20 protein-coding genes are annotated in these 22,532 nt (G+C 67.9%); 10 read left to right on the plus strand and 10 right to left on the minus strand.

Annotated features, from left to right (window positions below; translation table 11 throughout):
- Positions 1-45 precede the first annotated feature (45 nt).
- Positions 46-1,482 (minus strand): pyruvate kinase, encoded by a 1,437-nt coding sequence (gene pyk / locus FOB72_RS12010; protein WP_150372725.1) that lies wholly within the window; start codon positions 1,480-1,482, stop codon positions 46-48.
- A 57-nt stretch (positions 1,483-1,539) separates the two neighbouring features.
- Complete coding sequence (locus tag FOB72_RS12015; protein WP_150372726.1) at positions 1,540-2,736, minus strand: phosphoglycerate kinase; 1,197 nt, start codon at positions 2,734-2,736, stop codon at positions 1,540-1,542.
- A 405-nt stretch (positions 2,737-3,141) separates the two neighbouring features.
- Between FOB72_RS12015 and FOB72_RS12020 the strand changes: the two genes are divergently transcribed.
- Complete coding sequence (locus tag FOB72_RS12020; RefSeq protein ID WP_223851315.1) at positions 3,142-4,275, plus strand: helix-turn-helix transcriptional regulator; 1,134 nt, start codon at positions 3,142-3,144, stop codon at positions 4,273-4,275.
- Between the two features lie 15 nt (positions 4,276-4,290).
- Here the strand turns inward: FOB72_RS12020 and FOB72_RS12025 are convergent, their stop codons facing one another.
- From FOB72_RS12025 to FOB72_RS12045, 5 genes are all read right to left on the minus strand, one after another.
- Positions 4,291-4,614 carry an AzlD domain-containing protein gene (locus FOB72_RS12025; protein WP_150373878.1) on the minus strand — a complete coding sequence of 108 codons (324 nt, stop codon included), beginning with the start codon at positions 4,612-4,614 and terminating at the stop codon, positions 4,291-4,293.
- A gap of 8 nt (positions 4,615-4,622) precedes the next feature.
- Positions 4,623-5,432 carry an AzlC family ABC transporter permease gene (locus FOB72_RS12030; protein WP_223851316.1) on the minus strand — a complete coding sequence of 270 codons (810 nt, stop codon included), beginning with the start codon at positions 5,430-5,432 and terminating at the stop codon, positions 4,623-4,625.
- A gap of 142 nt (positions 5,433-5,574) precedes the next feature.
- Complete coding sequence (locus FOB72_RS12035; RefSeq protein WP_150372728.1) at positions 5,575-6,939, minus strand: MFS transporter; 1,365 nt, start codon at positions 6,937-6,939, stop codon at positions 5,575-5,577.
- Positions 6,940-6,975: 36 nt separating this feature from the next.
- Positions 6,976-8,382 carry an amidase gene (locus FOB72_RS12040; RefSeq protein WP_263364780.1) on the minus strand — a complete coding sequence of 469 codons (1,407 nt, stop codon included), beginning with the start codon at positions 8,380-8,382 and terminating at the stop codon, positions 6,976-6,978.
- Between the two features lie 338 nt (positions 8,383-8,720).
- Positions 8,721-11,678: a DEAD/DEAH box helicase gene (locus FOB72_RS12045; RefSeq protein ID WP_150372730.1), complete on the minus strand. Its 2,958-nt coding sequence runs from the start codon at positions 11,676-11,678 to the stop codon at positions 8,721-8,723.
- 122 nt (positions 11,679-11,800) lie between these two features.
- On the opposite strand from FOB72_RS12045, the gene FOB72_RS12050 reads away from it, so the two are divergent.
- The 6 genes from FOB72_RS12050 (at position 11,801) to FOB72_RS12075 (ending at position 16,221) form a co-directional block, all read left to right on the plus strand.
- Positions 11,801-12,721 carry a branched-chain amino acid transaminase gene (locus FOB72_RS12050; protein ID WP_109582010.1) on the plus strand — a complete coding sequence of 307 codons (921 nt, stop codon included), beginning with the start codon at positions 11,801-11,803 and terminating at the stop codon, positions 12,719-12,721.
- Positions 12,722-12,769: 48 nt separating this feature from the next.
- Positions 12,770-12,964 (plus strand): zinc-finger domain-containing protein, encoded by a 195-nt coding sequence (locus FOB72_RS12055; RefSeq protein WP_061954896.1) that lies wholly within the window; start codon positions 12,770-12,772, stop codon positions 12,962-12,964.
- 91 nt (positions 12,965-13,055) lie between these two features.
- Positions 13,056-14,087, plus strand: a complete 1,032-nt coding sequence (waaF, locus tag FOB72_RS12060) for a lipopolysaccharide heptosyltransferase II (protein WP_150372731.1) — start codon at positions 13,056-13,058, stop codon at positions 14,085-14,087.
- A gap of 56 nt (positions 14,088-14,143) precedes the next feature.
- Positions 14,144-14,584: a YybH family protein gene (locus FOB72_RS12065; RefSeq protein ID WP_150372732.1), complete on the plus strand. Its 441-nt coding sequence runs from the start codon at positions 14,144-14,146 to the stop codon at positions 14,582-14,584.
- Positions 14,585-14,598: 14 nt separating this feature from the next.
- Positions 14,599-15,624, plus strand: a complete 1,026-nt coding sequence (locus FOB72_RS12070) for a YheT family hydrolase (protein WP_150372733.1) — start codon at positions 14,599-14,601, stop codon at positions 15,622-15,624.
- A 21-nt stretch (positions 15,625-15,645) separates the two neighbouring features.
- A complete protein-coding gene (locus FOB72_RS12075) occupies positions 15,646-16,221 on the plus strand; it encodes a DUF2946 family protein (RefSeq protein WP_150372734.1) in 576 nt (191 codons plus the stop codon).
- 24 nt (positions 16,222-16,245) lie between these two features.
- Here FOB72_RS12075 and FOB72_RS12080 read toward each other — a convergent pair whose 3' ends face one another.
- Positions 16,246-18,084, minus strand: a complete 1,839-nt coding sequence (locus tag FOB72_RS12080; RefSeq protein WP_411859792.1) for a M48 family metalloprotease — start codon at positions 18,082-18,084, stop codon at positions 16,246-16,248.
- A gap of 89 nt (positions 18,085-18,173) precedes the next feature.
- Here FOB72_RS12080 and moaC point away from each other — a divergent pair, with 89 nt between their 5' ends.
- Positions 18,174-18,653, plus strand: a complete 480-nt coding sequence (moaC, locus tag FOB72_RS12085) for a cyclic pyranopterin monophosphate synthase MoaC (protein ID WP_150372736.1) — start codon at positions 18,174-18,176, stop codon at positions 18,651-18,653.
- A gap of 53 nt (positions 18,654-18,706) precedes the next feature.
- Here the strand turns inward: moaC and FOB72_RS12090 are convergent, their stop codons facing one another.
- The gene (locus FOB72_RS12090; RefSeq protein WP_150372737.1) at positions 18,707-19,270 is read right to left on the minus strand and encodes a cold shock domain-containing protein; all 564 of its coding nucleotides are present in this window, start codon (positions 19,268-19,270) and stop codon (positions 18,707-18,709) included.
- A 417-nt stretch (positions 19,271-19,687) separates the two neighbouring features.
- Here FOB72_RS12090 and FOB72_RS12095 point away from each other — a divergent pair, with 417 nt between their 5' ends.
- Positions 19,688-20,176: a hypothetical protein gene (locus FOB72_RS12095; protein WP_150372738.1), complete on the plus strand. Its 489-nt coding sequence runs from the start codon at positions 19,688-19,690 to the stop codon at positions 20,174-20,176.
- 18 nt (positions 20,177-20,194) lie between these two features.
- Positions 20,195-20,722, plus strand: a complete 528-nt coding sequence (locus FOB72_RS12100) for a YMGG-like glycine zipper-containing protein (RefSeq protein WP_150372739.1) — start codon at positions 20,195-20,197, stop codon at positions 20,720-20,722.
- 51 nt (positions 20,723-20,773) lie between these two features.
- Here the strand turns inward: FOB72_RS12100 and FOB72_RS12105 are convergent, their stop codons facing one another.
- Positions 20,774-22,378 (minus strand): PglL family O-oligosaccharyltransferase, encoded by a 1,605-nt coding sequence (locus tag FOB72_RS12105; protein WP_317889531.1) that lies wholly within the window; start codon positions 22,376-22,378, stop codon positions 20,774-20,776.
- Between the last annotated feature and the right edge of the window lie 154 nt (positions 22,379-22,532).

Raw genomic sequence — 22,532 nt, forward strand, 5'->3', positions numbered from 1 at the left:
CGCGGGCCCGGACGTCTGTCCGGCGGGGCACACACGCGTTGTCGGTCAACTCCCTACGCGCACGATCTTCAGCGTATTCGTCCCACCCGCCTGGCCCATCGGCTCGCCGACCGTCAGCACGATGAAGTCGCCCCGCTGCACCACGCCCTGGGCCAGCAGCAGCGCCTCGGCCTGCTCCAGCGCGGTATCGCGATCCGTGCTCGACTCCAGCGGCAGGGGCACCACGTTGCGGTACAGCTGCATCTTGCGCTGGGAGGCCAGGTTCGGCGTCATCGCGTAGATCGGCACATGGATCCGGTGGCGGCTCATCCACAACGCCGTCGCACCGGAATCGGTCAGCGCGGCAATGGCCTTCACTCCAAGATGATAGGCGGTGAACAGCGCACCCATCGCAATCGACTGATCGATGCGCGAGAATGTCTGATTCAGGAAATCGGTATCGAGCTGCACCACCTCGGATTTCTCGGCCTCGAGGCAGATCGCGGCCATTGCCTCGACCGTTTCCACGGGGTAGCGGCCCGCGGCCGTTTCCGCCGACGTCATGACCGCATCGGTCCCGTCCAGCACCGCATTGGCCACGTCCGACACCTCGGCGCGCGTCGGCACCGGGTTCACGATCATGCTTTCCATCATCTGCGTGGCGGTGATGGTCAGCTTGTTGGCCTCGCGCGCAAGCTTGATCATGCGCTTCTGCAGCGCCGGGACCGCGGCGTTGCCCACTTCCACGGCCAGGTCGCCACGCGCGACCATGATGCCGTCGGACGCCTGCAGGATTTCCTCGAGCACGCCCGGGCGGATGGCTTCCGCGCGCTCGATCTTCGCGATCATGCGCGTCTTGTGGCCATGCGGCTGGCCCGCGACGGCCGCCAGCTGGCGCGCCATTTCCATATCGGTGGCGTTCTTGGGAAAGCTCACCGCGACATAATCCGCGCCGAGCGCCATGGCGGTCTTGATGTCCTCCATGTCCTTCGCGGTCAGCGCCGGCGCCGACAGCCCGCCGCCCTGGCGGTTGATGCCCTTGTTGTTCGACAGGTCGCCGCCGATCTTCACCGTGGTGAAGATCTCCGGGCCGAACACGCGATCGACCACGAGCACGATCAGCCCGTCATTGAGCAGCAGCACATCGCCGGGACCGACGTCGCGCGGCAGGTCGCGGTAGTCCAGCCCCACGCGCTCCTGATTGCCGAGCTCGCAGGTCGCGTCGAGGACGAACGCGTCGCCCGGCTTCAGCGTGACCTTGCCGTGCTCGAACTTGCCGACACGGATCTTCGGGCCCTGCAGGTCGCACATGATCGCGACTTCGCGCGAGCACGCCTTCGCCGCCTCGCGGACGAGCGCGGCACGGTCGATATGGTCCTGCGCGGTGCCGTGAGAGAAATTGAGGCGTACCACGTCGACGCCTGCAGCGATCATGCGCGTCAGCATTTCGAGCGTGCTCGAGGCCGGGCCGATCGTTGCGACGATCTTTGTCATGCGGGTCATGCGGGCAACTCCTTCTGTCGGGGGTTTTCGTGGGGGGCGTTCTTCGGGAGACGTTGGTCAGCCTGCCGCGCGCTGTTCCAGCACTTCGAATGCGGGCAGCTTCTTGCCCTCGAGGAACTCGAGGAACGCGCCGCCACCGGTGGAGATATAGCCGATGCGGTCGGCAATGCCGTACTTGGCGATCGCGGCCAGCGTGTCGCCGCCGCCGGCGATCGAGAAGGCGCTGGAGTCGGCGATCGCCTGTGCGAGGACCTTGGTACCGTTGCCGAACTGGTCGAACTCGAACACGCCGACCGGACCGTTCCAGACGATCGTGCCGGCGGCCTTGAGCTGATCCGCCAGTTGCGCGGCCGTCTTCGGGCCGATGTCGAGAATCATGTCGTCGTCGGCCACATCCTTGACGTCCTTGACCGTCGCGGTGGCGGTGGCGCTGAATTCCTTCGCGCAGACCACATCGACCGGAATCGGCACCGACGCGCCGCGCGCGGCCATGATGTCGATGATGGTCTTGGCGTCGGCGACGAGGTCGGCCTCGGCCAGCGACTTGCCGATCTTCAGGCCAGCGGCCAGCATGAACGTATTGGCGATACCGCCGCCGACGATAAGCTGATCGACCTTGTCGGCGAGCGACTTCAGGATGGTCAGCTTGGTGGAAACCTTGGAGCCCGCGACGATCGCCACGAGCGGACGGGCCGGCTGGCCCAGCGCGCGGCCCAGCGCGTCGATCTCGGCCGCCAGCAGCGGACCCGCGCATGCGATGGGCGCGAACTTCGCGATCCCATGCGTCGTGGCCTCGGCGCGGTGCGCCGTGCCGAACGCGTCGTTTACGTAGACGTCGCACAGGCGCGCCATCTTCTGCGCGAGCTCGTCGCTGTTCTTCTTCTCGCCCTTGTTCACGCGGCAGTTCTCGAGCAGCACCACCTGGCCCGGCGCCACCTGCACGCCATCGACCCAGTTCTGCACCAGCGGCACCGGCTTGCCGAGCAGTTCGGACAGACGGGTGGCGATCGGCGCCAGCGAATCCTCGGGCTTGAGTTCGCCTTCGGTCGGGCGGCCCAGGTGCGACGTGACCATCACGGCGGCCCCGGCCGCGAGGCAGGCCTCGATGGCCGGCACGGACGCGCGGATGCGCGTGTCTTCCGTGATATGGCCCGCGTCATCCTGCGGCACGTTCAGGTCTGCGCGGATGAATACGCGTTTGCCGGAGATTTTGCCTTCGGAAATGAGATCGGAAAGACGCAGGACAGAGGTCATGGCGATATGCGGCGGGAACAGTCGGGGAAACCGGCATTTTACCTGATCGCCGTTGCGGAATTGCGCGTTGGCAGGAACTCTGACGCGACCGACGTTCCCGCCGCAACCAGATCGTCGTCAGATCCGGATTTGATAGTTCGTCGCATTTCTGCCATATCCCCCCCGCAGGCGGGGGTAACCGGCGTTGCCCCCGCAGAGGCAGTTCGAGTACTGTAGCAAGAAATGTATCCAAAACGTCTGCAATGTCAGACAAGTGGGATGCCGCCCGGTAAGGGACGTAAAACAGACGGACGCAAAAGAGACGGCAACCTGCGCACGGGGGCAGGGGGAAAGCGGCGCAGCGTATCGACGACAACGCCGGGGCGGCAAAGACTCGTACAGCAATCGGTACCCGGGGAGATGGCCATGCATGAGACGATCCGTGGCCTCTACGAGGGGATGCTAGACCGCACGGCATGGCGTCGCAGCCTGAAGTCGCTCTGCACCAAGAGCGACAGCGTGCGGGCTTCCATCGTCATCGTGGAGCACGTCAACGCGCACGCTCGCGTGGAAGAGATCGCGCATTCGGAATTGGGAGAGGTCGAGCCGGTCAGCCCACCGCCGCTCAGCCCGCCGCGTGACCCGCGCATGGGCCTGGCCGGTCCGCTGGCCGTGGGGCAATGGCAGATCGGCATCCGGCGCCCGTCGGGCGTGGCACAGATGTTCGGCAATGCGCCGGTTCCGCCCTTCATGACATGCCTCGTCGATCGCAATCCGCGTCGCGAGATCTACCTTTGCCTGCAGCGGCGCCTCGAGCAGCCCCCTTACGATACGGCCGACGCGCAGGCGCTCGACTGGGCCGTTCCGCATCTGCGGCAGGCCATGGCCCTGTGCCAGCGCGCGCAGTCCGAGGCGCTCGCGCTGCGCGCCTCCATCGACGTCATCGGGCGGCTGCAATATGCGGTGCTGGTGGCGCGCGGCAATGGCACGCTGATCGTCGCGAACCCGGCCGGAGAGGCCTGGGCGCGCCGGCTATTGCCGCAGCATTCCAACGGGACCAACGGCACAAGCAGCACCAGCGGCACCAGCGGCACCAGCGGTAGCACGGCCATGCCGCCGGGGGTGGCGGGCGCATCGGGATGGCGCCTGTCGCGGCCGCTGCCGGACGTGCTGCGGCTCGTCTGCGAGACCGCCTCGCCGCCGCAGGCGATTCACGCCATCGGCCACGAGGGCCGTACCGCGCAGATCGTGATCCAGCCGGTACGGCCGGGCGGCGAAATCAACGCGGCGCTCGTGGCCATTCACGAGAACCGCGGCGCGCCCCTGACGATGGCCACGATCCTGCGCGACCTGTACGCGCTCACGCCGGCCGAGTCGCGGCTGGCGTCGCTGATGATGACGGGCATCGGCCTGCCGGAAGCCTGCACGCAACTCGGCGTCAAGCGCGAGACCAGCCGCACGCAGCTCAAGTCGATCTTCACGAAGACCGGCACGGGCACGCAGGCACAGCTCGCGCACCTGCTCACGCGGCTCGGCAGCGTGCTCGCCGGCCCCGCCTGAAGTCAGCGGAAACGATCAGCCGATAAACCGCAGCACCGTGTAGACGGCCATGCCGACCGCGATCATCCCGACCATGCGGCGCGTGGCCAGATAAAACAGCGTGGCCGCGATGCCGGCCATCATGCGGTCATTGGCGGGCGAGATCGTGAAGTGCCCCTCGAACGTCAGGAAGTCGGGCAGGATGATTGCCGCGAGCGCGGCCGCCGGCGCATAGCGCAGCGCGCGCTGGATGCGATCGGGCAGCGTCACGCGTTCGCCGGCCATCAGGAACAGCGCGCGCGTGACGATCGTCACGGCCGCCATGCCGACCAGCGCGATCCAGATTTCGCTATGGCTCAGCGGCGTCGTCATCGCGACTCTCCCGACTTGCCCACGCCCTGCGCGCGGTTACGGAGGCGAATGGCGCGCAGCGTGGCGCGATTTGCGAGTTCGTCGCTGGCCATGCCCGCCGCGATCGCGCCGACCACGGCCACCACGAGGCTGAGGCGGTACGGCAGGTCGAAGCACAGCAGCGCGAGCACCGAGGACACCACCACCGCCAGCATCGTCGAGCGCGAGGTGATCGTCGCGATCATCACCGGAATCAGCGCCATCGTCCCCGCGAGGCCGAGGCCCCAGCTATCGGGGAACAGGCTCGCGAGCAGGATGCCGACGATCGACGATGTCTGCCACATCGTGAAGTTGGTCAGCGCCATCCCCCAGAAGAATCCTTCCTTGCCGGGCGTGTAACCGATCTGGCTGCCATAGCGCTGCATGAAGTAGACGAAGTGCAGGTCGCCGTTGAACGACCCCATGAGCGTCCGGCGCCAGAGCGGCATGTAGCTGAAGTGCGGCTGCAGCGCCGCGCTGAAGATCACGAAGCGGAGATTCACCACGGCCGCGGTCAGCCACACGGTCCAGATCGGCAAGCCCGCCGCGAACAGCGGCAGCGCGGCCAGTTGCGCGGAGCCGGCATAGACCAGCAGCGACATGCCGATGGCCTCGGGCACCGTCAGCACCGACTTGCTCATGGCCACGCCGGTGACCAGACCCCATGAGAACACCGCGGGAAGGGAGGGCGCGAAGTAGCGCGCGCCTTCAAGGAAGCCCGTGCGCTCGGCCTCGGCAAAGCGATGCCAGAGGCGTTGCCACACGGGGGACGACATTCGGGGCGTCATGGCGAAATGAAAACCGGAAAGGCCAACGGCCGCACAGGACGCGCGGCCGTTGGCAGAGAGCCCCCATTATAGGCCCGTGGCGCCCGCTGGTAAGCAGCGACTTAAAAGCGCCCCGGGGAGTGTTGTTTCGAGGTCAAAGCGGTCAGGCGAGCTTTCCCGCCGGCGTCACCGGCGACGGCGCGCCCGCGACGGGCCCCACCGTATCGCGGTTCTCGCGCTTGTCGCGCGCGTCGCGGTCATCGTCACCGCCGCCGGCCTCGCCAAGGTCGATCCCCGACGTCTCCGGCAGCAGCGCCGCCGACACCATCACGAGCGCATACCCCACGCCCGCCACCATGGCGATGGCCAGCGCCAGCGACGTCCGGCCGCTGTTGAGCCAGCCTACGGCCAGCGGGAAGAACGAGCCGATCACGCGGCCGAGGTTGTACGCCACGCCGTAGCCGGTGGCCCGTACGCCGCTCGGGTACGACTCGGAGATCGTCGCGCCGATGCCCGAGAACACCCCCTGCATCAGCACGCCAAGCGGAAACCCGAGGAAGAGCATCGAGGTATTCGAGACGGGGATGATCATGTAGATCATCGCCATCACGAACGCACCGGCCGCGAACGCGATGTAGGTCAGGCGGCGGCCCCAGCGGTCGGTGGCATAGGCGCCGGCCACATAGCCGACCAGCGAACCGAGGATCGTCACGGCCAGGTAGGAACTGGTGCCGAACACCGACAGCCCGCGTTCGGTCTTCAGGAACGTCGGCAGCCACGTGGCGATCGCATAGTAGGCGCCCAGCATGCCGCCGGACAGCAGGCTGCACAGCACGGTCTTGCGCAACAGCGGCCGCCGGAACACGCGCGACAGGTCCGCCATCGGCGAATCGTTGCCCCCGCGGCTACCGCGCTCGGCCCGGCTCTTCAGGAAGACTTCGGGCTCCTCGAGGTTGCGGCGCAGATAGACGACCACCAGCGCGGGGAGGATGCCGAGGAAGAAGCAGACGCGCCATGCCACCTCGGGCTCGAACAGGTTGAACGTGATGGCGTACGCGATGGCCGCGCCGCCCCATCCGAACGAGTAGCTGCTGGCCGTAAAGCCCGAATACTTGCCGCGATGCGCCGGATTGCGGATCAGCTCCGTCACCAGCACCATGCACAGCGACGACTCGCCGCCAAACCCGAGTCCTTGCAGCATGCGGAACGCCATCAGCTGCTCGGGCGAATTGGCGATGCCGCACAGGAAACACGACACCGCGAACACGAGGATCGTCCAGCGCAGCACGCGCACACGCCCGAACCGGTCCGCCAGCAGGCCCGCGCCGATCGCCCCGACGAGCGACGACACCAGCGTCCACGTGACGATGGCCCCCGCCATCGACTTGCTCATGCCCCACTGCGCGAGCAGTGTGGAAATCAGGAACGAATAGATCATGAAGTCGAACACATCGACCGCATGCCCCAGGAACGCTCCGTAGAAGCCTTTGCGCTCCGCGCGCGACAACTCCCTGAACCAGTCCAGCATGATCTCCCTCCCCTGTTTGTCTTTCAGCGATGATGTTCAGGCCGGCGGCGGACGGAACGCATGGCCCGCGTCTTCCAGCAATTGCGCGAAGCGCAGCGACGTCAGGTCGCCATAGCGGCGCGCCACGATCTGCACGCCGACGGGCAGGCCGTCGCTCGCGGGCCCGATCGGCGCGACCGTGGACGGCAGGCCGCACAAGCCGGAATGGCCCGCCCAGAACAGTTGCGACGTGAGCGGCAGCGGCTGGCCGTTGACCGTGATCGTGCGTTGCCACGGCTCGCCGCGCTCGTCGATCGGAAACGCGGTGGTCGAGGCCGCTGGGCACAGCAGCACGTCGTACTCGCCGAAGAAGCGGTGCCATGCGCGCGCGAACCCCTCGCGCGCCTGCTGCAGCAACAGCCATTGCCGATGGCTCAGCGCGGCGCCCGCGAACTGCAGCGTGGCGTAGTCGCTCGACGCGCGGTCACTGCCATCGGCGCGCAGCAGCGCATCGGCAAACGCCGCGTCGTCCATATAGACGGATGTGGTCGCGCGCAGCAGCAGCACGTACACGTGCCACAAGTGCGCGGCATCGAAATCGGGCCGGACGTTCCAGCTCACGCGCGCACCGGCGCGCGCCAGGTCGTGCCCGAGCGACTCGATGGCCCCGCTCACCGCGACGTCGGCCTCGGCAAGCGGATGGGTGGGGAGCACGGCGACGCGGAAATCGGCCAGCCGCGTGTGTCTGCACGCCGGCAGGTCCATGCGCCATGCAGACGCCTCGGCACTGTCCGGGCCGGCAATCGCGTGCAGGACCAGTTCGAGGTCGCGGGCGCTGCGGGCAATCGGGCCCGCCACGTTGATGTCCTGTTCGGCAAACCCCGCGGGCGCGTTGCCGTGGCCACGCAATGGCACGATGCCGTGGCTGCTCTTGTGCGAGAACACGCCGCAGTAATGCGCGGGATTGCGCAGCGACGACCCGATGTCCGAGCCGATGTCGAAGTAGCTCATGCCCGCGCACACCGCGGCCGCGCTGCCGCCGGACGAACCGCCCGGCGTGCGCGACGGATCGTGCGGGTTGCGCGTGGTGCCGTAGATCGCGTTATAGCTTTGCCAGTCGCGCAACCCCAGCGGCACATTGGTCTTGCCCAGCAGCACAGCCCCTTGCGCGCGCAGGCGCTCGACCACCGCGGCGTCTCCCGCGGCGCGATGGGCCGCGCGCGCGGGTACCCCGCACGTCGTCGGCCACCCCTCGACGTCGAACGATTCCTTGATCGAAAACGGCAATCCGTCGAGCGGCCCGCGCGAGCGTCCGGCCTGTCGCCGGGCGTCGCTCTCGGCAGCGGCTTCGCGCGCCGCTTCGAAATCGGCCAGCACCATCGCATTGACCGCCGGATTGCGCGCGGCCCATGCCGCGTGGCAGGCCTCGGTCAGCGCCATCGAGGTGGTCTCGCCGCTCGCCATCCGCGCGGCGGCGATATGCGCCGGCACCCAGCAGTCGGCAAGCGGCGCCTGCGCGACGCGCGGCGGAACGGGGTCGGACACGACTTCGGGGGACAAGGGGGCTCCGGTCTGTTTTTGTGGTTCGGTATACTATATTCAGATATCCCAAAACCTCAAGGCCGGGTTTATGCGAAGGCCCCGTTGCACCGCAACGGGCCAGAACCGCCACCCGATGCGCCATAACCGTACCTCGTATGCGCCAAAACGGCGCCGCGGGCATATCGCACCGCACCAGCAGGCAGCAAGATAAGCGGCAATTTGTATACCGTTTGAGAGTCAAGCGCCTTGACTCGCGTTAATCAACGGCGCAGCAATCCCACGAGCTCGTCGATATCGGGCAACGCCGCCTCCCTGCCCACCGCTTCCCCCGCGGTGGCGTCCAGCACCCCTTCGGCCAGCGCACGCTTGCCCAGATGCAGATCGACGATGCGCTCCTCGATCGTGCCGGCCGTGATCAGCCGGTAGACCGTGACGGGACGGCTTTGGCCGATACGGTGGGCGCGGCCCATCGCCTGATCCTCGGCAGCGGGGTTCCACCAGGGGTCCGCGATCACGACGTAGTCGGCCGCCGTGAGATTGAGCCCAAAGCCGCCGGCCTTCAGGCTGATCAGGAAGACGTCGCCCTCGCCCGCCTGGAAGGCGGCCACGCGCCGCGTGCGTTCGTCGGCCGGCGTGGCGCCATCGAGGTACTGCCACGCCAGCCCCGCCTCGTCGAGCGCCTGCCGCAGCAGCTGCAGGAAGTCGACGAACTGGCTGAACACGAGCGTGCGGTGCCCGTTGGCGGCGAGCGTGGCGGCCAGATCGGCAAACGCCCGCACCTTCGCGCCCGCGTGCCCGATCTCCGGTGTCACCAGCCGCGGGTCGCACGCGGCGCGGCGCATGCGCATCAGCTGCGCGAGGATGTGGATGCGCGCTTCGGGCTCGGGCAGCCGCGCGCGCCTGACGCGGCGCCGGCCTTGTTCCTTCGGTTGCAGCAGGGCGCGCTCGGCTTCGGAGAGCGCCTGCCGCCGCAGCGCCTCATAGTGCGCGGCCTCGGCGGGCTCGGGGGCGACGCGGATCACGAGTTCGGTGCGCGGCGGCAGTTCGTCGAGCACCTGCGCCTTGGTCCGCCGCAGCACGAACGGCGCAATCATGCGGCGCAGGCGCGCACGCGGATCCCGTGCGCCATTGCGCTCGATCGGGTTCGCAAAATGCTCGTTGAAGCGGACGAGCGAACCGAGCAGGCCCGGATTGCAGAAGCGCATGACGGCCCAGAGCTCGGCCAGCCGGTTCTCCACGGGCGTCCCGGACAGCGCGATGCGGCAGTCCGCCTGCAACGCGAACATCGCCTGCGCCCGGCGCGAGGAAGGATTCTTGAACGACTGCGCCTCGTCGGCGACCACCGTGTGCCACGCGCGCTCGCAAAACGCCTTGCGCGCCTGCTGGAGCAGCGTATAGGAAACGATCACCACATCCTGCGCGCCGGCCTGTTCGACGATGGCGGTGCGATCGCCATCGGCATAGACGTGGACCCGCAGCGAGGGCGCGAAGCGGCGCGCCTCCGCGGCCCAGTTGCCGCAGACCGATGTCGGCGCCACGACGAGCGCGGGCCCCTCCGCCGCGCGCGCGAGCAGCACGGCGAGCGCCTGCAGCGTCTTGCCGAGCCCCATGTCGTCGGCCAGACAGGCGCCGAGACCGGCCCGGGCGAGCGACATCATCCAGCGATAGCCCTCCAGCTGGTACGGACGCAGCTCGGCGGCCAGCGTGGCGGGCACCGGCATATCGGCCTCGCGGGCCTCGCGCAGCCGTTTGATGCGCGTGCGGAAGTGCGCGTCGGGGTCGATGCCGGCCCCGGCGAGCACGTCGTCGAGCCAGGGCGTGGCCACCAGCGGCACACGAATGCCGTCGCGCACGGCGTCCCCGACGGCGGCGAGATCCCGCAGCCGGTCGCGCAGCTGGCGCGTCAGCGCGACGTACACCCCGTGCTCCATCGCCATGAAGCGGCCCGCGTGGCCGTGCGCCCAGGCCACGAGTTTTTGCAGGGACAGCACGAGCCCCTCGGCTACATGCAGTTCGCCGACCAGCTTGAACCACTCGCTGCCCGTTTCCACGCTCACGGCAAGTTGCGGCAGATCGGCCGGTATGACGCGAATCTCGCGGCCCCGCGGCCATTCGAGATCGATCACGCCATCCAGCCCCGGCAGCGTCTCCACCACCGTGAGCGCGTCCTCGGGATCGTCGAGCGTCCACACCAGTTCGCCGCTGCCCGGCGCCTGCCGCACGAGGCACGGCAGCGCGTTGAACACCTCGGCCACGTGAGCCAATTCGGCATCGAGGTCGCGGCGCGTCGCGAGCGTTTCCACGCCGATGGTCGCCATCAGCTGCGCGCGGCCGTGTCCGGGCGCGAGGCGCGGCCCCATGGCGCCCAGCGGCGTCACGACCAGCCGCAGGCTGATGCCACGCCCCACCGGCGCCACTTCGGCACGCAGGCGCGAATCGGGATCGCGTTCGCGCGCGTCGCCGGCGCCATCGGCATGGATCTGGAAATGGCCCGCAAGCGCCCGCAGCGTGCCGTCCAGCCGCGCCTGCGCGCTGGCGGGGACGGCGAGCCCATCGGCGATCAGCCGCGCCGCGGCCTGCTGGGCGGGCGTGAACCGCACGATGCGCAGGCGGCGCGGGCCGTCCTGCAGCACGGTGATCTGCCGCAGCGCCTCGGCTTCCTGCCGCGCGGCGGCCGGCAGAAAGTCCTCCATCGCGCGCGCCTGGCGCAGCGGCGGCACGATGCGGAGCACGAAGCGGTCTTTCTCGCGCACGGCCTCCAGCGCGGGCGAGGACTCCAGCACCTCCACGGGCACCGTCGGCGCGTGCGCCAGCACCACGGCCGGATGGCCAACCAGCGCCATGATGGCGGCGGCGCGGTCCAGCACATAACGCCGGTTGCGGGAGGCGTCCCGCCGCACGGCCTGCGCCACGCGGGCGTCCCACGGCGGCAGCGTGTCATCCTCGGCCACGCGGGCGAGCGGCACGGGCCGGGGCTTGCCCCAGCCGCGCGCGCCCCACGCCTGCTCCATCGGCTCGATCGTGCCCACCTCTCCGTCGGCATCGAACGTCAGCGCCCAGATCAGGCGCCGTCCGGCGCCGGGGGCTTCCGGGGCCGCGTCGCCGCCGGCCAGCGCCTGCAGCGCGCCCAGCGCCGATTCCCAGCGATCCTCGGCGGGGGGCGTGCCGGCATCGGTATTGGGGTCGGTGGAGGCGGAAAGCTCGGAAGTCGGACGCACGCGTGCGGGGGGTGGGTCGGGAAGGTGCGATTGTAGATCCACAAGGGCCCGCGTTGGCACGCAAGGCCTCGCGGCTTACAATGGCGATCTTTCGATTTTTTCTGGTGCTCAGGAGACCAACCATGTCGATGGCGGATCGCGACGGCAAAATCTGGATGGACGGCAAGCTGATCGAATGGCGCGACGCCAAGATCCACGTGCTGACCCACACGTTGCACTACGGCATGGGCGTCTTCGAAGGCGTACGCGCTTACAAGACGCCGGAAGGCACCGCGATCTTCCGCCTCAAGGAGCACACGCGCCGCCTGTTCAACTCGGCAAAGATCTTCCAGATGGAGATGCCGTTCGACCAGCCGACGCTCGAAGCCGCGCAACGCGAAGTGGTGCGCGCGAACAATCTGGAATCCTGCTACATCCGCCCGCTGGTCTGGATCGGCTCCGAGAAGCTCGGCGTCTCCGCCCGCGGCAACACGATCCACGTGGCCATCGCCGCATGGCCCTGGGGCGCGTACCTCGGCGAAGAAGGCATGGAGCGCGGCATCCGCGTGAAGACCTCGTCGTTCACGCGCCACCACGTCAACGTGTCGCTCGTGCGCGCCAAGGCGAGCGGTTACTACATCAACTCGATCCTGGCCAACCAGGAAGCGACGGGCCTCGGCTACGATGAAGCCCTGCTGCTCGACACCGACGGCTATGTCAGCGAAGGCTCGGGCGAGAACGTGTTCATCGTGCGCAACGGCGTGATCTACACGCCGGACCTGGCCTCGTGCCTGGACGGCATCACGCGCGACGCCACGCTGACGATCGCGCGCGACCTCGGCATCGAGGTGCGCGAAAAGCGCATCACGCGCGACGAGATGTACTGCGCCGACGAAGCGTTCTTCACGGGCACGGCCGCCGAAGTCACGCCGATCCGCGAACTCGATGACCGCGTCATCGGCGAAGGCCGCCGCGGCCCGGTCACGCAGCGCATCCAGGAAGCGTTCTTCGCCGCCGTCGGCGGCACCGATGAAAAGTACAAGAAGTGGCTGACGCTGGTCTGAGACCCGCGCGCCGCCCCGATTGCTAACACCCCTGCAACTGGCAACACCATGACCCAAACCGCCACCGTCGTCGAAATCGGCGCGGAAGACATTCCGCTGCACTGCCCCACCGGCAATACGCCCGCCTGGAACTACCACCCGCGTGTGTTCCTCGATGTGGCCGATACCGGCGAGGTCAAGTGCCCGTATTGCGGTACCGTGTACAAGCTCAAGCCCGGTACCGTGCTGAAGGGTCACCACTGAACCGCGGCCGCCTCGTCGCGCAACCCGCATCCATGGCTGGCAACCGGCACGCCCGGTTAGCCGGCCGTTGCCGCTGGCGCCGCCGTCATTCATGAAGAAAGCTCTCGTCATCGCCCCCAACTGGATCGGCGACGCGTTGATGGCCCAGCCGTTGTTCTCGCTGATCAAGGCTCGTCATCCGCGTCTCGAAATCGACGCGCTCGCGCCCAAGTGGGTGGCGCCGGTCCTGACGCGCATGCCCGAGATCGGCCGCGTGTTCCCGAGCGACCTCGCGCACGGCAAGCTGCAGCTGTCGGCACGCCTGATGTTCGCCCAGCAGCTCAAGAACGAAGGCTACGACATCGCCTACGTGCTGCCGAACTCGCTGAAGTCCGCGCTGATTCCATGGCTCGCCGGCATTCCGCTGCGTATCGGCTACCGCGGGGAGGCGCGCTTCGGCATGCTCAACGTGCGGCATGCCAACCCGCCGCGCGACCACCGCCCGCCGATGGTCGAACACTACGCCCGCCTGGCGCTCAAGCCCGGCGCGCGCCTGCCCGAAGATCTGCCCGAGCCGCGCCTGCGCACCGACCCCGCGCGAATGGCGGCCACCGCGGCGCGCTTCGACATTGCGCCGCACACCCGCGTCATCGCGTTCTGCCCGGGCGCCGAATTCGGTCCGGCCAAGCGCTGGCCCGCCGCCCACTTCGCGGAGCTCGCGCAGATGCTGCGCCGCTCGTTCCCCTACGCGCAGATCATCGCGCTCGGGTCGGGCAAGGACGCCGAGATCGCCGACGAGATCGTCGCGGGCGCGCCGTTCGTGCGCAACCTCTGCGGCCAGACCTCGCTCGACGACGCGGTGGACCTGCTCGCGCTGTCGGAGGCCGCGGTCTGCAACGATTCGGGCCTGATGCACGTGACCGCGGCACTGAATCGCCCGCAGGTGGCCGTGTACGGCTCCAGCGATCCCCGCCATACGCCCCCGCTGTCACAGGCAGCGAGTATCATGTGGCTTCAGCTCGAGTGTAGTCCCTGCTTCAAGCGCGAGTGCCCGTTAGGACACCTGCGTTGCCTGAAAGATATCGGACCCGAGATGGTGTTCGTCGAGCTTCGCAAGCTGTTGCAACGGTCCCTGCGTCCGTGACAGCGGTCCGTGACGACGCTCCCGAAGCCAGCGCCCTGAATCCCTGACACGCCACCATGCCACGTTTCGCCCGCCTGTTCGATTCCGCCGAAGACATCGTCGAAGCCTTTCGCGAAGCCATGAAGTTGCGCGATGCGGATGGCGCGCTGCGGCTATGGCTCGACGAGGACTCGGTGACCTGCGTGCTCCCGGACGGCCAGCGGCTGATCGGGCACGAGCATCTGCGCCAGGCCTTCACGACGCTGCTCGACTCCCAGCCGGTCCTGATCGACGCGATCGAGACCAGCAGCCATGCATCGCTCGGCGTGTCCATCTTCGACGTGACCGAGGCGCTGCGCTTCGGCGCGGACCGCGTCGAGGCGGACCTCTACGTGCACACCACGTACGTGCTGATGCAGAACCACGAGGGCTGGCGCCTCGCCCATATCCATTGCAGCCCCGCCAACGCGGTGCAGGTCGCCACCGTCGCAGCCGCACCGGGACAGGCGCTGCACTGACGCAGTCTTCCGCCATGTCGGCAATCCCCATGGCCGCCCCCGCGTTCGGCGACGACTTCCATACGCCATGGTGGCTGCGCGGCGGCCATGCACAGACGATTCTGGCGGCACGCTTCACGCGCCACGCGCGCCTGACGTTCCGGCGCGAACGCTGGAACACGCCGGACGGCGACTTCATCGACCTCGACTGGACCACGCACGCCACGCAGCCCGACGCGCCGCTCGTGGTCATGTTCCACGGCCTCGAGGGCGCCTCCGACAGCCACTACGCGCAGACGCTGATGGACGCGTTGCGCGCGCGCGGCTGGGCGGGCGTGATTCCGCATTTCCGCGGCTGCTCGGGCGAAATCAACCTGGCCCCGCGCTTCTATCATTCGGGCGATGCGGCCGAGATTCGCTGGGTCTTGCAGCGGCTGCATGCGATCGATCCCGCGCGGCGGCTGCTCGTGGTCGGTATCTCGCTCGGCGGCAACGCGCTGCTGCGCTATCTGGGTGAAGATGGCAACGCCGCGGGCTTCGTGTCTGCAGCCGCGTCGGTCTCGGCGCCGCTCGACCTCGCGGCCGGCGGCGCGGCGCTCTCGCGCGGGTTCAACCTCGTCTATACGCGGATGTTCCTGCAGACGCTCAAGCGCAAGTCGCTCGCGAAGCTCGGCCAGTACCCGGGTCTGTTCGATCGCGCCACGATGCTCGCGAGCCGCGACCTCTACGCGTTCGACAACGTGGTTACCGCACCGCTGCACGGCTTTCGCGATACCGACGACTACTGGCACCGCGCCGCGAGCAAGCCGATACTCGGCGAGATTCGCGTGCCGACGCTCGTGCTCAACGCGCGCAACGATCCGTTCCTGCCCGGCCACCATCTGCCGGGCCCGGCGGACGTGAGCGACGATGTGGTGCTCGACCAGCCCGCCTATGGCGGCCACGTCGGCTTCATGACGCCGCGCGGCGGACTGCTGGGGCAGCTGCCATTGCTGCCGGTGGCGGGACACCTCGACTATCTGCCCGCACGCATCCTGCGATTCTTCGACGGCGCGGCATAAAAAAGACAGGAGACAGCGGTTATGGATGAGATCGTCAAGGCGGCCATGGCGCGCTGGCCCAATGTGCCGAACTGCTACGGCTGGCTCGCGCTCGACCGGCGCGGCCAATGGCGCATGCGCAACGAGTACGCCCAGCAGCACGGGCTGTCCGGCGATCCGATTCGCCATGCGGCGCTGATCGCCTTTATCGAACGCAACTACCAGCGCGACGAGACGGGTGGCTGGTTCTTCCAGAACGGCCCCCAGCGCGTATTCGTGTCGCTCGGCTATACGCCGTGGATCGTTCGGCTGCACGATGGCGCATTGCGGACGACCAGCGATCTCGCGTTTTCGCCGAGTGCCTGCCTCGCGGACGAGCACGGCAACGTGCTGATGACGGGAACGGTGGACGGGGTCGATGGCGAGCAGGTCGCGCTGCTGCACGACCACGACCTCGACGCGTTTGCCAGCACGAGCACATGGCATGGCGAGGCCTGTGGCGCGGCGCTCGGCGTGTTCCACTTCGGCGGCAGGGACTTCGAGATCGCGCCGATCGCGGAGGACGAGGTACCCGAGCGATTCGGCTTCCGGAAAACTCCAGCTCCACCGGCCACATAAAGCCCGTCACATAACGCGTGCCGGTCAGTTCGGCATCCCCTTGTTGTCCTGCTTTTCCTCGCGGAACTGGCGTTCGAGCTGGTGCAGGCGCGCATCGACCTCGGACAGCGTGTAGAAGTCGCCGTCGCCGGCCTTGCGCGCGATCTGCAGCTGCTCGATGGCCGCCTGGTACGAGCCATCCATCGCATACTTCTCCGCCAGCGCCTGATGCTGCTGCAGCCGCTTGCCCTGCGCGGCGTACGCGCGCGCGAGCAGATCCCACCATTCGCTACGTGACGATTCCTCGCGCGTGCGGGAACGGATAAACGTCACCGCATCGTCGAGCCGGCCCGTGGCCAGCAGCGTGTCGGCGTAGTTCAGCGCCACCGCATGCGAGAGCGGATAGGCGCGCAGCGAGGCGGTGGCCTGGTTCATCGCATCCTGGGGCCGCTTTTCCTGGAGCGCGAGCTGGATCGCCATCACGTCGAGCATCGGGCTACCCGATGCCGCACCCGGAATATTGCCGTAGAGGCGGCGCGCCTCCATCAGCGCCTCGTCGGCCTTCTGATAGCGCTGGAGCCGCTGTTCGACGAACGCCACGCCGTAATAGAGCGCGGGCAGCCGCACGGGCGACGCGGTAGCCATCTGGTTCTGGAATGTCGAGCGCGAGGCCACGAGGTCCGCGCGGTCCTTGTCCTGGATCACGCGGGCCCGCACGCGCGCGAACTCGTACTCGGGCGTGTTGCCGACCTTGCGGGCCGTCACGTGGCGCACACGGTCCTGCATGTCGGCAAGGCGCTCGGACGTCAGCGGGTGGGTACGCACGTAGGCGGGCACCGAGCTTTCGGAGATGCCCATCACACGCTGCAGCCGCGCGAAAAAATCGGGCATGCCCTGCGGATCGAAGCCGGCCGCGGTCATGATCTGAAAACCGACCCGATCGGCTTCGCGCTCGGCGCCGCGCGAGAACGACAGCTGGTTCGCGATGGCGGCACCCTGCCCGCCCATCGCGAGCGCCGCGGCCGCATCGCCGCTCTTGGTCGCGGCCAGGCCCGCCAGCACCATCGCCGCGAGCGCGATCCACATCGACTGGTCCTGGCTCGTGATGCCGCGCGCGATATGGCGCTGAAGCACGTGGCCGATTTCGTGGCCCAGCACCGAGGCGAGTTCCGACTCGGTTTCCGACTGCACGAGCAGGCCCGTATGCACGCCGATATAGCCGCCGGGCAGCGCGAATGCATTGATCGTGCGATCGCGCACGCCGAACAGCTCGAACCCCGTGGTGAACGTACCGCCGCCGGCCGAGCCCGAGATGTTCTGTTTGCGCGCGGCCTGCACGAGGCGGTAGCCGAGCGCGTTCAGGTAGTCGGACATCAGCGGGTCGCTGATGTAGTCGGGGTCGCGGCGGATATCGCGCATGATGCGGTCGCCGAGCCGCTTCTCCATGTCCGGCGACAGGCTCGCGCTGGACGGGTCGCCGAGGTCGGGCAGCTGGATGCCGCCGCTCTCCACGACCGGATTGTTCGTGCGCAGCCCGAACTCGGACTTCTGGCCCGCGCGGACGCTGCGGTTCAGGTTGTCGTAGACCTGATCGCTGGCATCGCCGTCGTTCGGCGAGGCCATGGCGAACGGGGCCTGCGATCCCGCGCCGCTTCCTGTGCCCGCGGGAGCGGCCAGCGACGGCAGCGAGGCCTGCGTCGGCCGCACCGGCGGCGGTGCGCCCATCGGCGCCTGCGGCCACGCCGGCGCCGACATCGTCAACACGAGCGCCGCCGCCAGCACGCGAACGCGCAGACGCGGCGCCGCGCGCATGGCAGGCGCGGCGGTGGAGGCAGGGCGACCGGGGCGGCGGATGGGGCTCCCGGACCATGGGAAATCGGGCATGTTGCTATGATAGCGGCCTGCGCTGCCCGTTCCCATCGGGCAAGCCCTTCCCGCGCTTTTTCACACCAGACCTTCACACCTTTCCCGTCATGAGCGAGCTCACACACTTCGACAAGGCCGGCCAGGCACATATGGTGGACGTCGGCAACAAGGCCAGCACGCACCGCGTCGCGGTGGCCACCGGCACCATCACGATGGAACCGGAAACCTTCGCGCTGGTGCGCGACGGCAACGCGCGCAAGGGCGACGTGCTGGGCATCGCGCGCGTGGCGGCCATCATGGCGACCAAGCGCACGTCGGACCTGATCCCGCTCTGCCACCCGATCGGCCTGACCAAGGTGGCCGTGGACTTCGCCCTGGACCCGCCCAGCTCGACCATCGCCTGCATCGTCCGCACCGAAACCCACGGCCAGACCGGCGTCGAGATGGAAGCGCTCACGGGCGTGCAGGTCGCCCTGCTGACGATCTACGACATGTGCAAGGCCGTGGACCGGGGGATGGTGATCGGCAATGTGCGGTTGCTGGAGAAGCACGGCGGCAAGTCGGGAGACTGGGTGGCGAACCCCTGATCCTGACCGACTTGGTTCGGTGATGACATAAGGGCACCCTGCCCCAAGGTAACCTATCGGGAAAACATACTCGTACACCACTGAGACTCACAGGGGGTCCCATCGCCATCACCGTCCATTTCGGTGTTTGGACAGTTCTTCAGGAAGTACTTGGCCTCTTTGCAAGAAGTCATCTGGGAACAGTATTTCCGTCCATCACACTGAAAGGGACTAGCCGCCTCCGAGGTTGGCGCTTGGATCGAATCGGAGGCCAGTGTTTCGGACGGGCCGAATTTCGGGGCAACGTACTTGTACCCAACAGCGACGAGGACGGCGGCAGCGATGAATCCAAGCAGACGGTGGCCGATGGACCGTCCTTTGCTGGCTGGCGATTGCGCACGACCTCGACGTGACCCTGTCGGATTGACGCCGGGCCGTTGGACAAAGATGGCCTTCTTCTTGCCATCCTTGTTGAGCATGACAAGGAACGTTAGTGACTCACCAACCTTCGGCTGACCACCCTGCTTGGGGTAATCCGAGATATGCACGAAGATGTCCTGACCACCTTTCGACGGCGCGATAAACCCGAACCCTTTGTCGTTCCACGCTTTGAGGGTCCCGTCGATCCTTGTATTCATGGGCTCCGTCGATTCAGCCGTCATCACGCGGTATCAGTCAGTAGTTTCCGATGCGATCTTGGCGGCTTCGGGCCTTGCGCATATGTTCCGAACAAAACTACCAAAAATATCAGCGGGCCGCTGCAAGCGCGAAGAGGGGTGTGGCGCTTGCGAGACGAGTGCATGGCGCGCCGTCGCCAGACGCACGGAGGCGCTCAGGGAGGGATTCGGAAAGCTGGTCCGTGCGATCAGCGGCCGCGGCATACAAGCCCGTCTGGCAGCCGTGTCGTCTAAGCTGCGTGACGACAGCAGTACAAATCCTTCACGGCCGTTGTCTGCCCCGTAATAAAGGTAACGTCACATTTCCAACGTGCCTTCCGGTCAGCCGCGTGAGGCAAATTGGCGTTAAATAGAAGGAACACCTTTGGGGTATCGATCATGAACGGGCGCAAGATTGGCCTTATCGTATTGGCGGTGGCAGCGGCGGTGGCGACCATCGCCAGCGGCACCGCGGAAGCGCGCACGCGTGTTGGCGTGGGCGTGTATGTCGGGCCGGGCTGGGGCCCGGGATGGGGTCCCGGATGGGGGCCGGGCTGGGGCTATCCGGCCTATGGTCCCTATTACTACCCCGGTTATTATCCGCCGCCGGCCGTCGTCGCCGTGCCCGCGCAGCCGCCGCAGTACATCGAGCAAGGCGCCGACGGGAATCCGGTCGAGGCGCCTGCCGATCCCGGCCAATATGGCGGGCAGAACTATGGCGGACAGTCCTATGGCGGCTCCGCTGGCGGCGCGCCGCAGGCCGGACAGGATTCCAATGCGAACCAGTACTGGTACCACTGCGCGCGGCCGGAAGGCTACTACCCGTATGTCAAGACCTGCCCAGGCGGCTGGGAGCAGGTGCCCGCGCATCCTCCGGCCGGATCCTGAGACATGGGAAACACGATCATGCAAACCCGTTCCATCGTTATCCTGCTGGCCGCAACGCTCGCGCTGGGCGCCTGTGCAGTGCTGCCGTCGGGCCCGAGCGTGATGGCGCTGCCGGGCACCGGCAAGAATTTCGACCAGTTCCGAGCCGACGACTATAGCTGCCGTCAGTACGCGTTCGGGCAGGTGGGCGGCACGACGGCGCAGCAGAATGCCAATGCCAGCGCGGTCGGTAGCGCGGCGATCGGTACCGCGCTCGGCGCGGCCGCCGGCGCGGCGTTCGGTGGCGGGTCCGGTGCGGCGGTCGGCGCTGGCGTCGGCCTGCTCACGGGCGCCGCGGTCGGGGCGGGCAATTCGTACGAGTCGGGCTACGGCACGCAGCAGCGCTACGACTCCGCGTACACGCAGTGCATGTACGCGAGCGGCAATCGTGTGCCCGTGTATGGCACGATGGCCACGCAGATGGCACCGCGCCGCGCGGCCGCCGCACCGCCGCCGAATTACCAGCCGTACTATCCGCCGCCTCCGCCGCCCGGATACGTGCGGTGACGTAAAAAAGAGCGCACCCCGGTGCGCTCTTTTTTGTTCCGCCCTCGCCCTTCAGCCGCCCGACCATCGGCGGGACTTCGCGCGAACCCACGCGCAGAATTCGCGGGGCTGCTCCGCGGCCTCCCGCGTGCCCGCTTCCGCCATCTCGTCGCACGCGCTCGCCAGCGATGCAAACTGCGCGCGTTCGTCGCCCTGATAGTAGTAGCGCAGGCGATCCATCCACAGCCGTGCGCGATCCTGCTCGCCTGTCAGCGCGAAGAGCCACGCGGTGCGGGCGATGGTCGCCGGCATCGGCAGCAGATGGAGCGATGCGATATGCGCGGGCAGCAGCGCGCGCGCATTGTCCGCGGTGATGATCGCGTCCTCGGCCGTCTGCGCGCGGGCGTAGGCGTCGAACCAGAACGCGGGCCGCGGCATCGTATCGCGCGACCCCTCGGCGGCGTACTCGCGCGCTTCCACGCGGCGATAGTCGCGCCACGTGGTGGCCAGCACCACCAGCCCCACCGCACCGACGACGATCGCGAGCGGCTTCACCCATCGCGCGTCGCCGGTACCGCCCGTCTCCAGCCAGCCGAGCAGGAAACAGCACGGCAGCAGGAAATAGAGGTAATGCAGCGGGTATTCGAGCATCGAATGCATGCCGAACATCGCGAGCCAGACGAGCAGCATCACGGTCTGCGCACGTTCGTCGGCGCCCGTGCGCAGCAGGCGGTCACGGACCACGCGCCACACCCAGGCGAGCAGAACCGCCACGACGCCAGCCGTACCGATCAGGCCGGTCTTGGCGAGCATGTCGAGCACCGCGTTGTGCGCGTGCAGCGCCATTTCCGGGCGCGCGCCCACCTCCGCGAGCTGCTGGAACTCGACCCAGCCGAACTCGCCGTAGCCGATACCGAGCCACGGATGCGCATGGAACATCGCGAGCGCGTGCGCCCACAGTGCATTGCGCCCGCTGAGCTGGCCGCCGCCCTTGATCAGCGCGATGGTGTCGAACAGCTGCCAGCCGAACGTCTGCCCCGCCGCGCGGATCAGCGGCTGCAGGATCACGAGCAGCCCGACCATCACGATCGCGGTGACGACGAGCGCGGCCGGGCGCTGCATCACGTTCGCGGGGCCCGTCCCCTGTGTGCGGTGCCGCGCCATGGCCGCCGCGATCAGCGCATAGATCGCCGCGATGCCGACATGAACCACGCCCGTGCGCGAGCCCGACAGCACGATGCCCGTCTCGAGCAGCAGCACGGCGATCAGCCATGCGGGAAACCGCAATCCACCGCGCGCGGCGAGCCACACGGATGCCACGAGCGCGAGGCCCTGCACGGTGGCCTGGTGATTGGGCTGATTGAGGTTGCCCCATAAGCGGCGGTTGGCCGGGTGAAAGTATTCCGAAACGAGGCCGAACATCTCGCGCTCGAGGCGGAACACCTGGATCCACTGGGCGAGGGTGCCGAGCAGGCCGGCGACGAGAAACGCGACGGCCAGCGCATCGACGATCGCGGCGCGCTGGTCCACGGTCTGGCGCTGGCTCATCCACGAGGCGGCCATGATCATGGCGGCGGCGAGGGCGAGCATCACCTGCGTCATGGCGCGCGTACCGGTGATATCGGCCATACCGCTCGCGGCCTGCAATAGCGTGGTGGCGATCAACCACAACGGCATGGCCGCAATCCATGGGAAAAATCTGATTCTCTGCGGGAGGCCCGATTTCGTCGCCGAGACGCTCAGAACGAGGATCAGGACGAGACCGAGCACGCCGGCAGCCCATTCGCCATAGAAGGTGGCGAGGGGGAGCGTGTGGCGGGAAACCAGCAGG

The sequence above is a fragment of the Cupriavidus pauculus genome (assembly GCF_008693385.1).
Lineage (GTDB): Bacteria > Pseudomonadota > Gammaproteobacteria > Burkholderiales > Burkholderiaceae > Cupriavidus > Cupriavidus pauculus_D.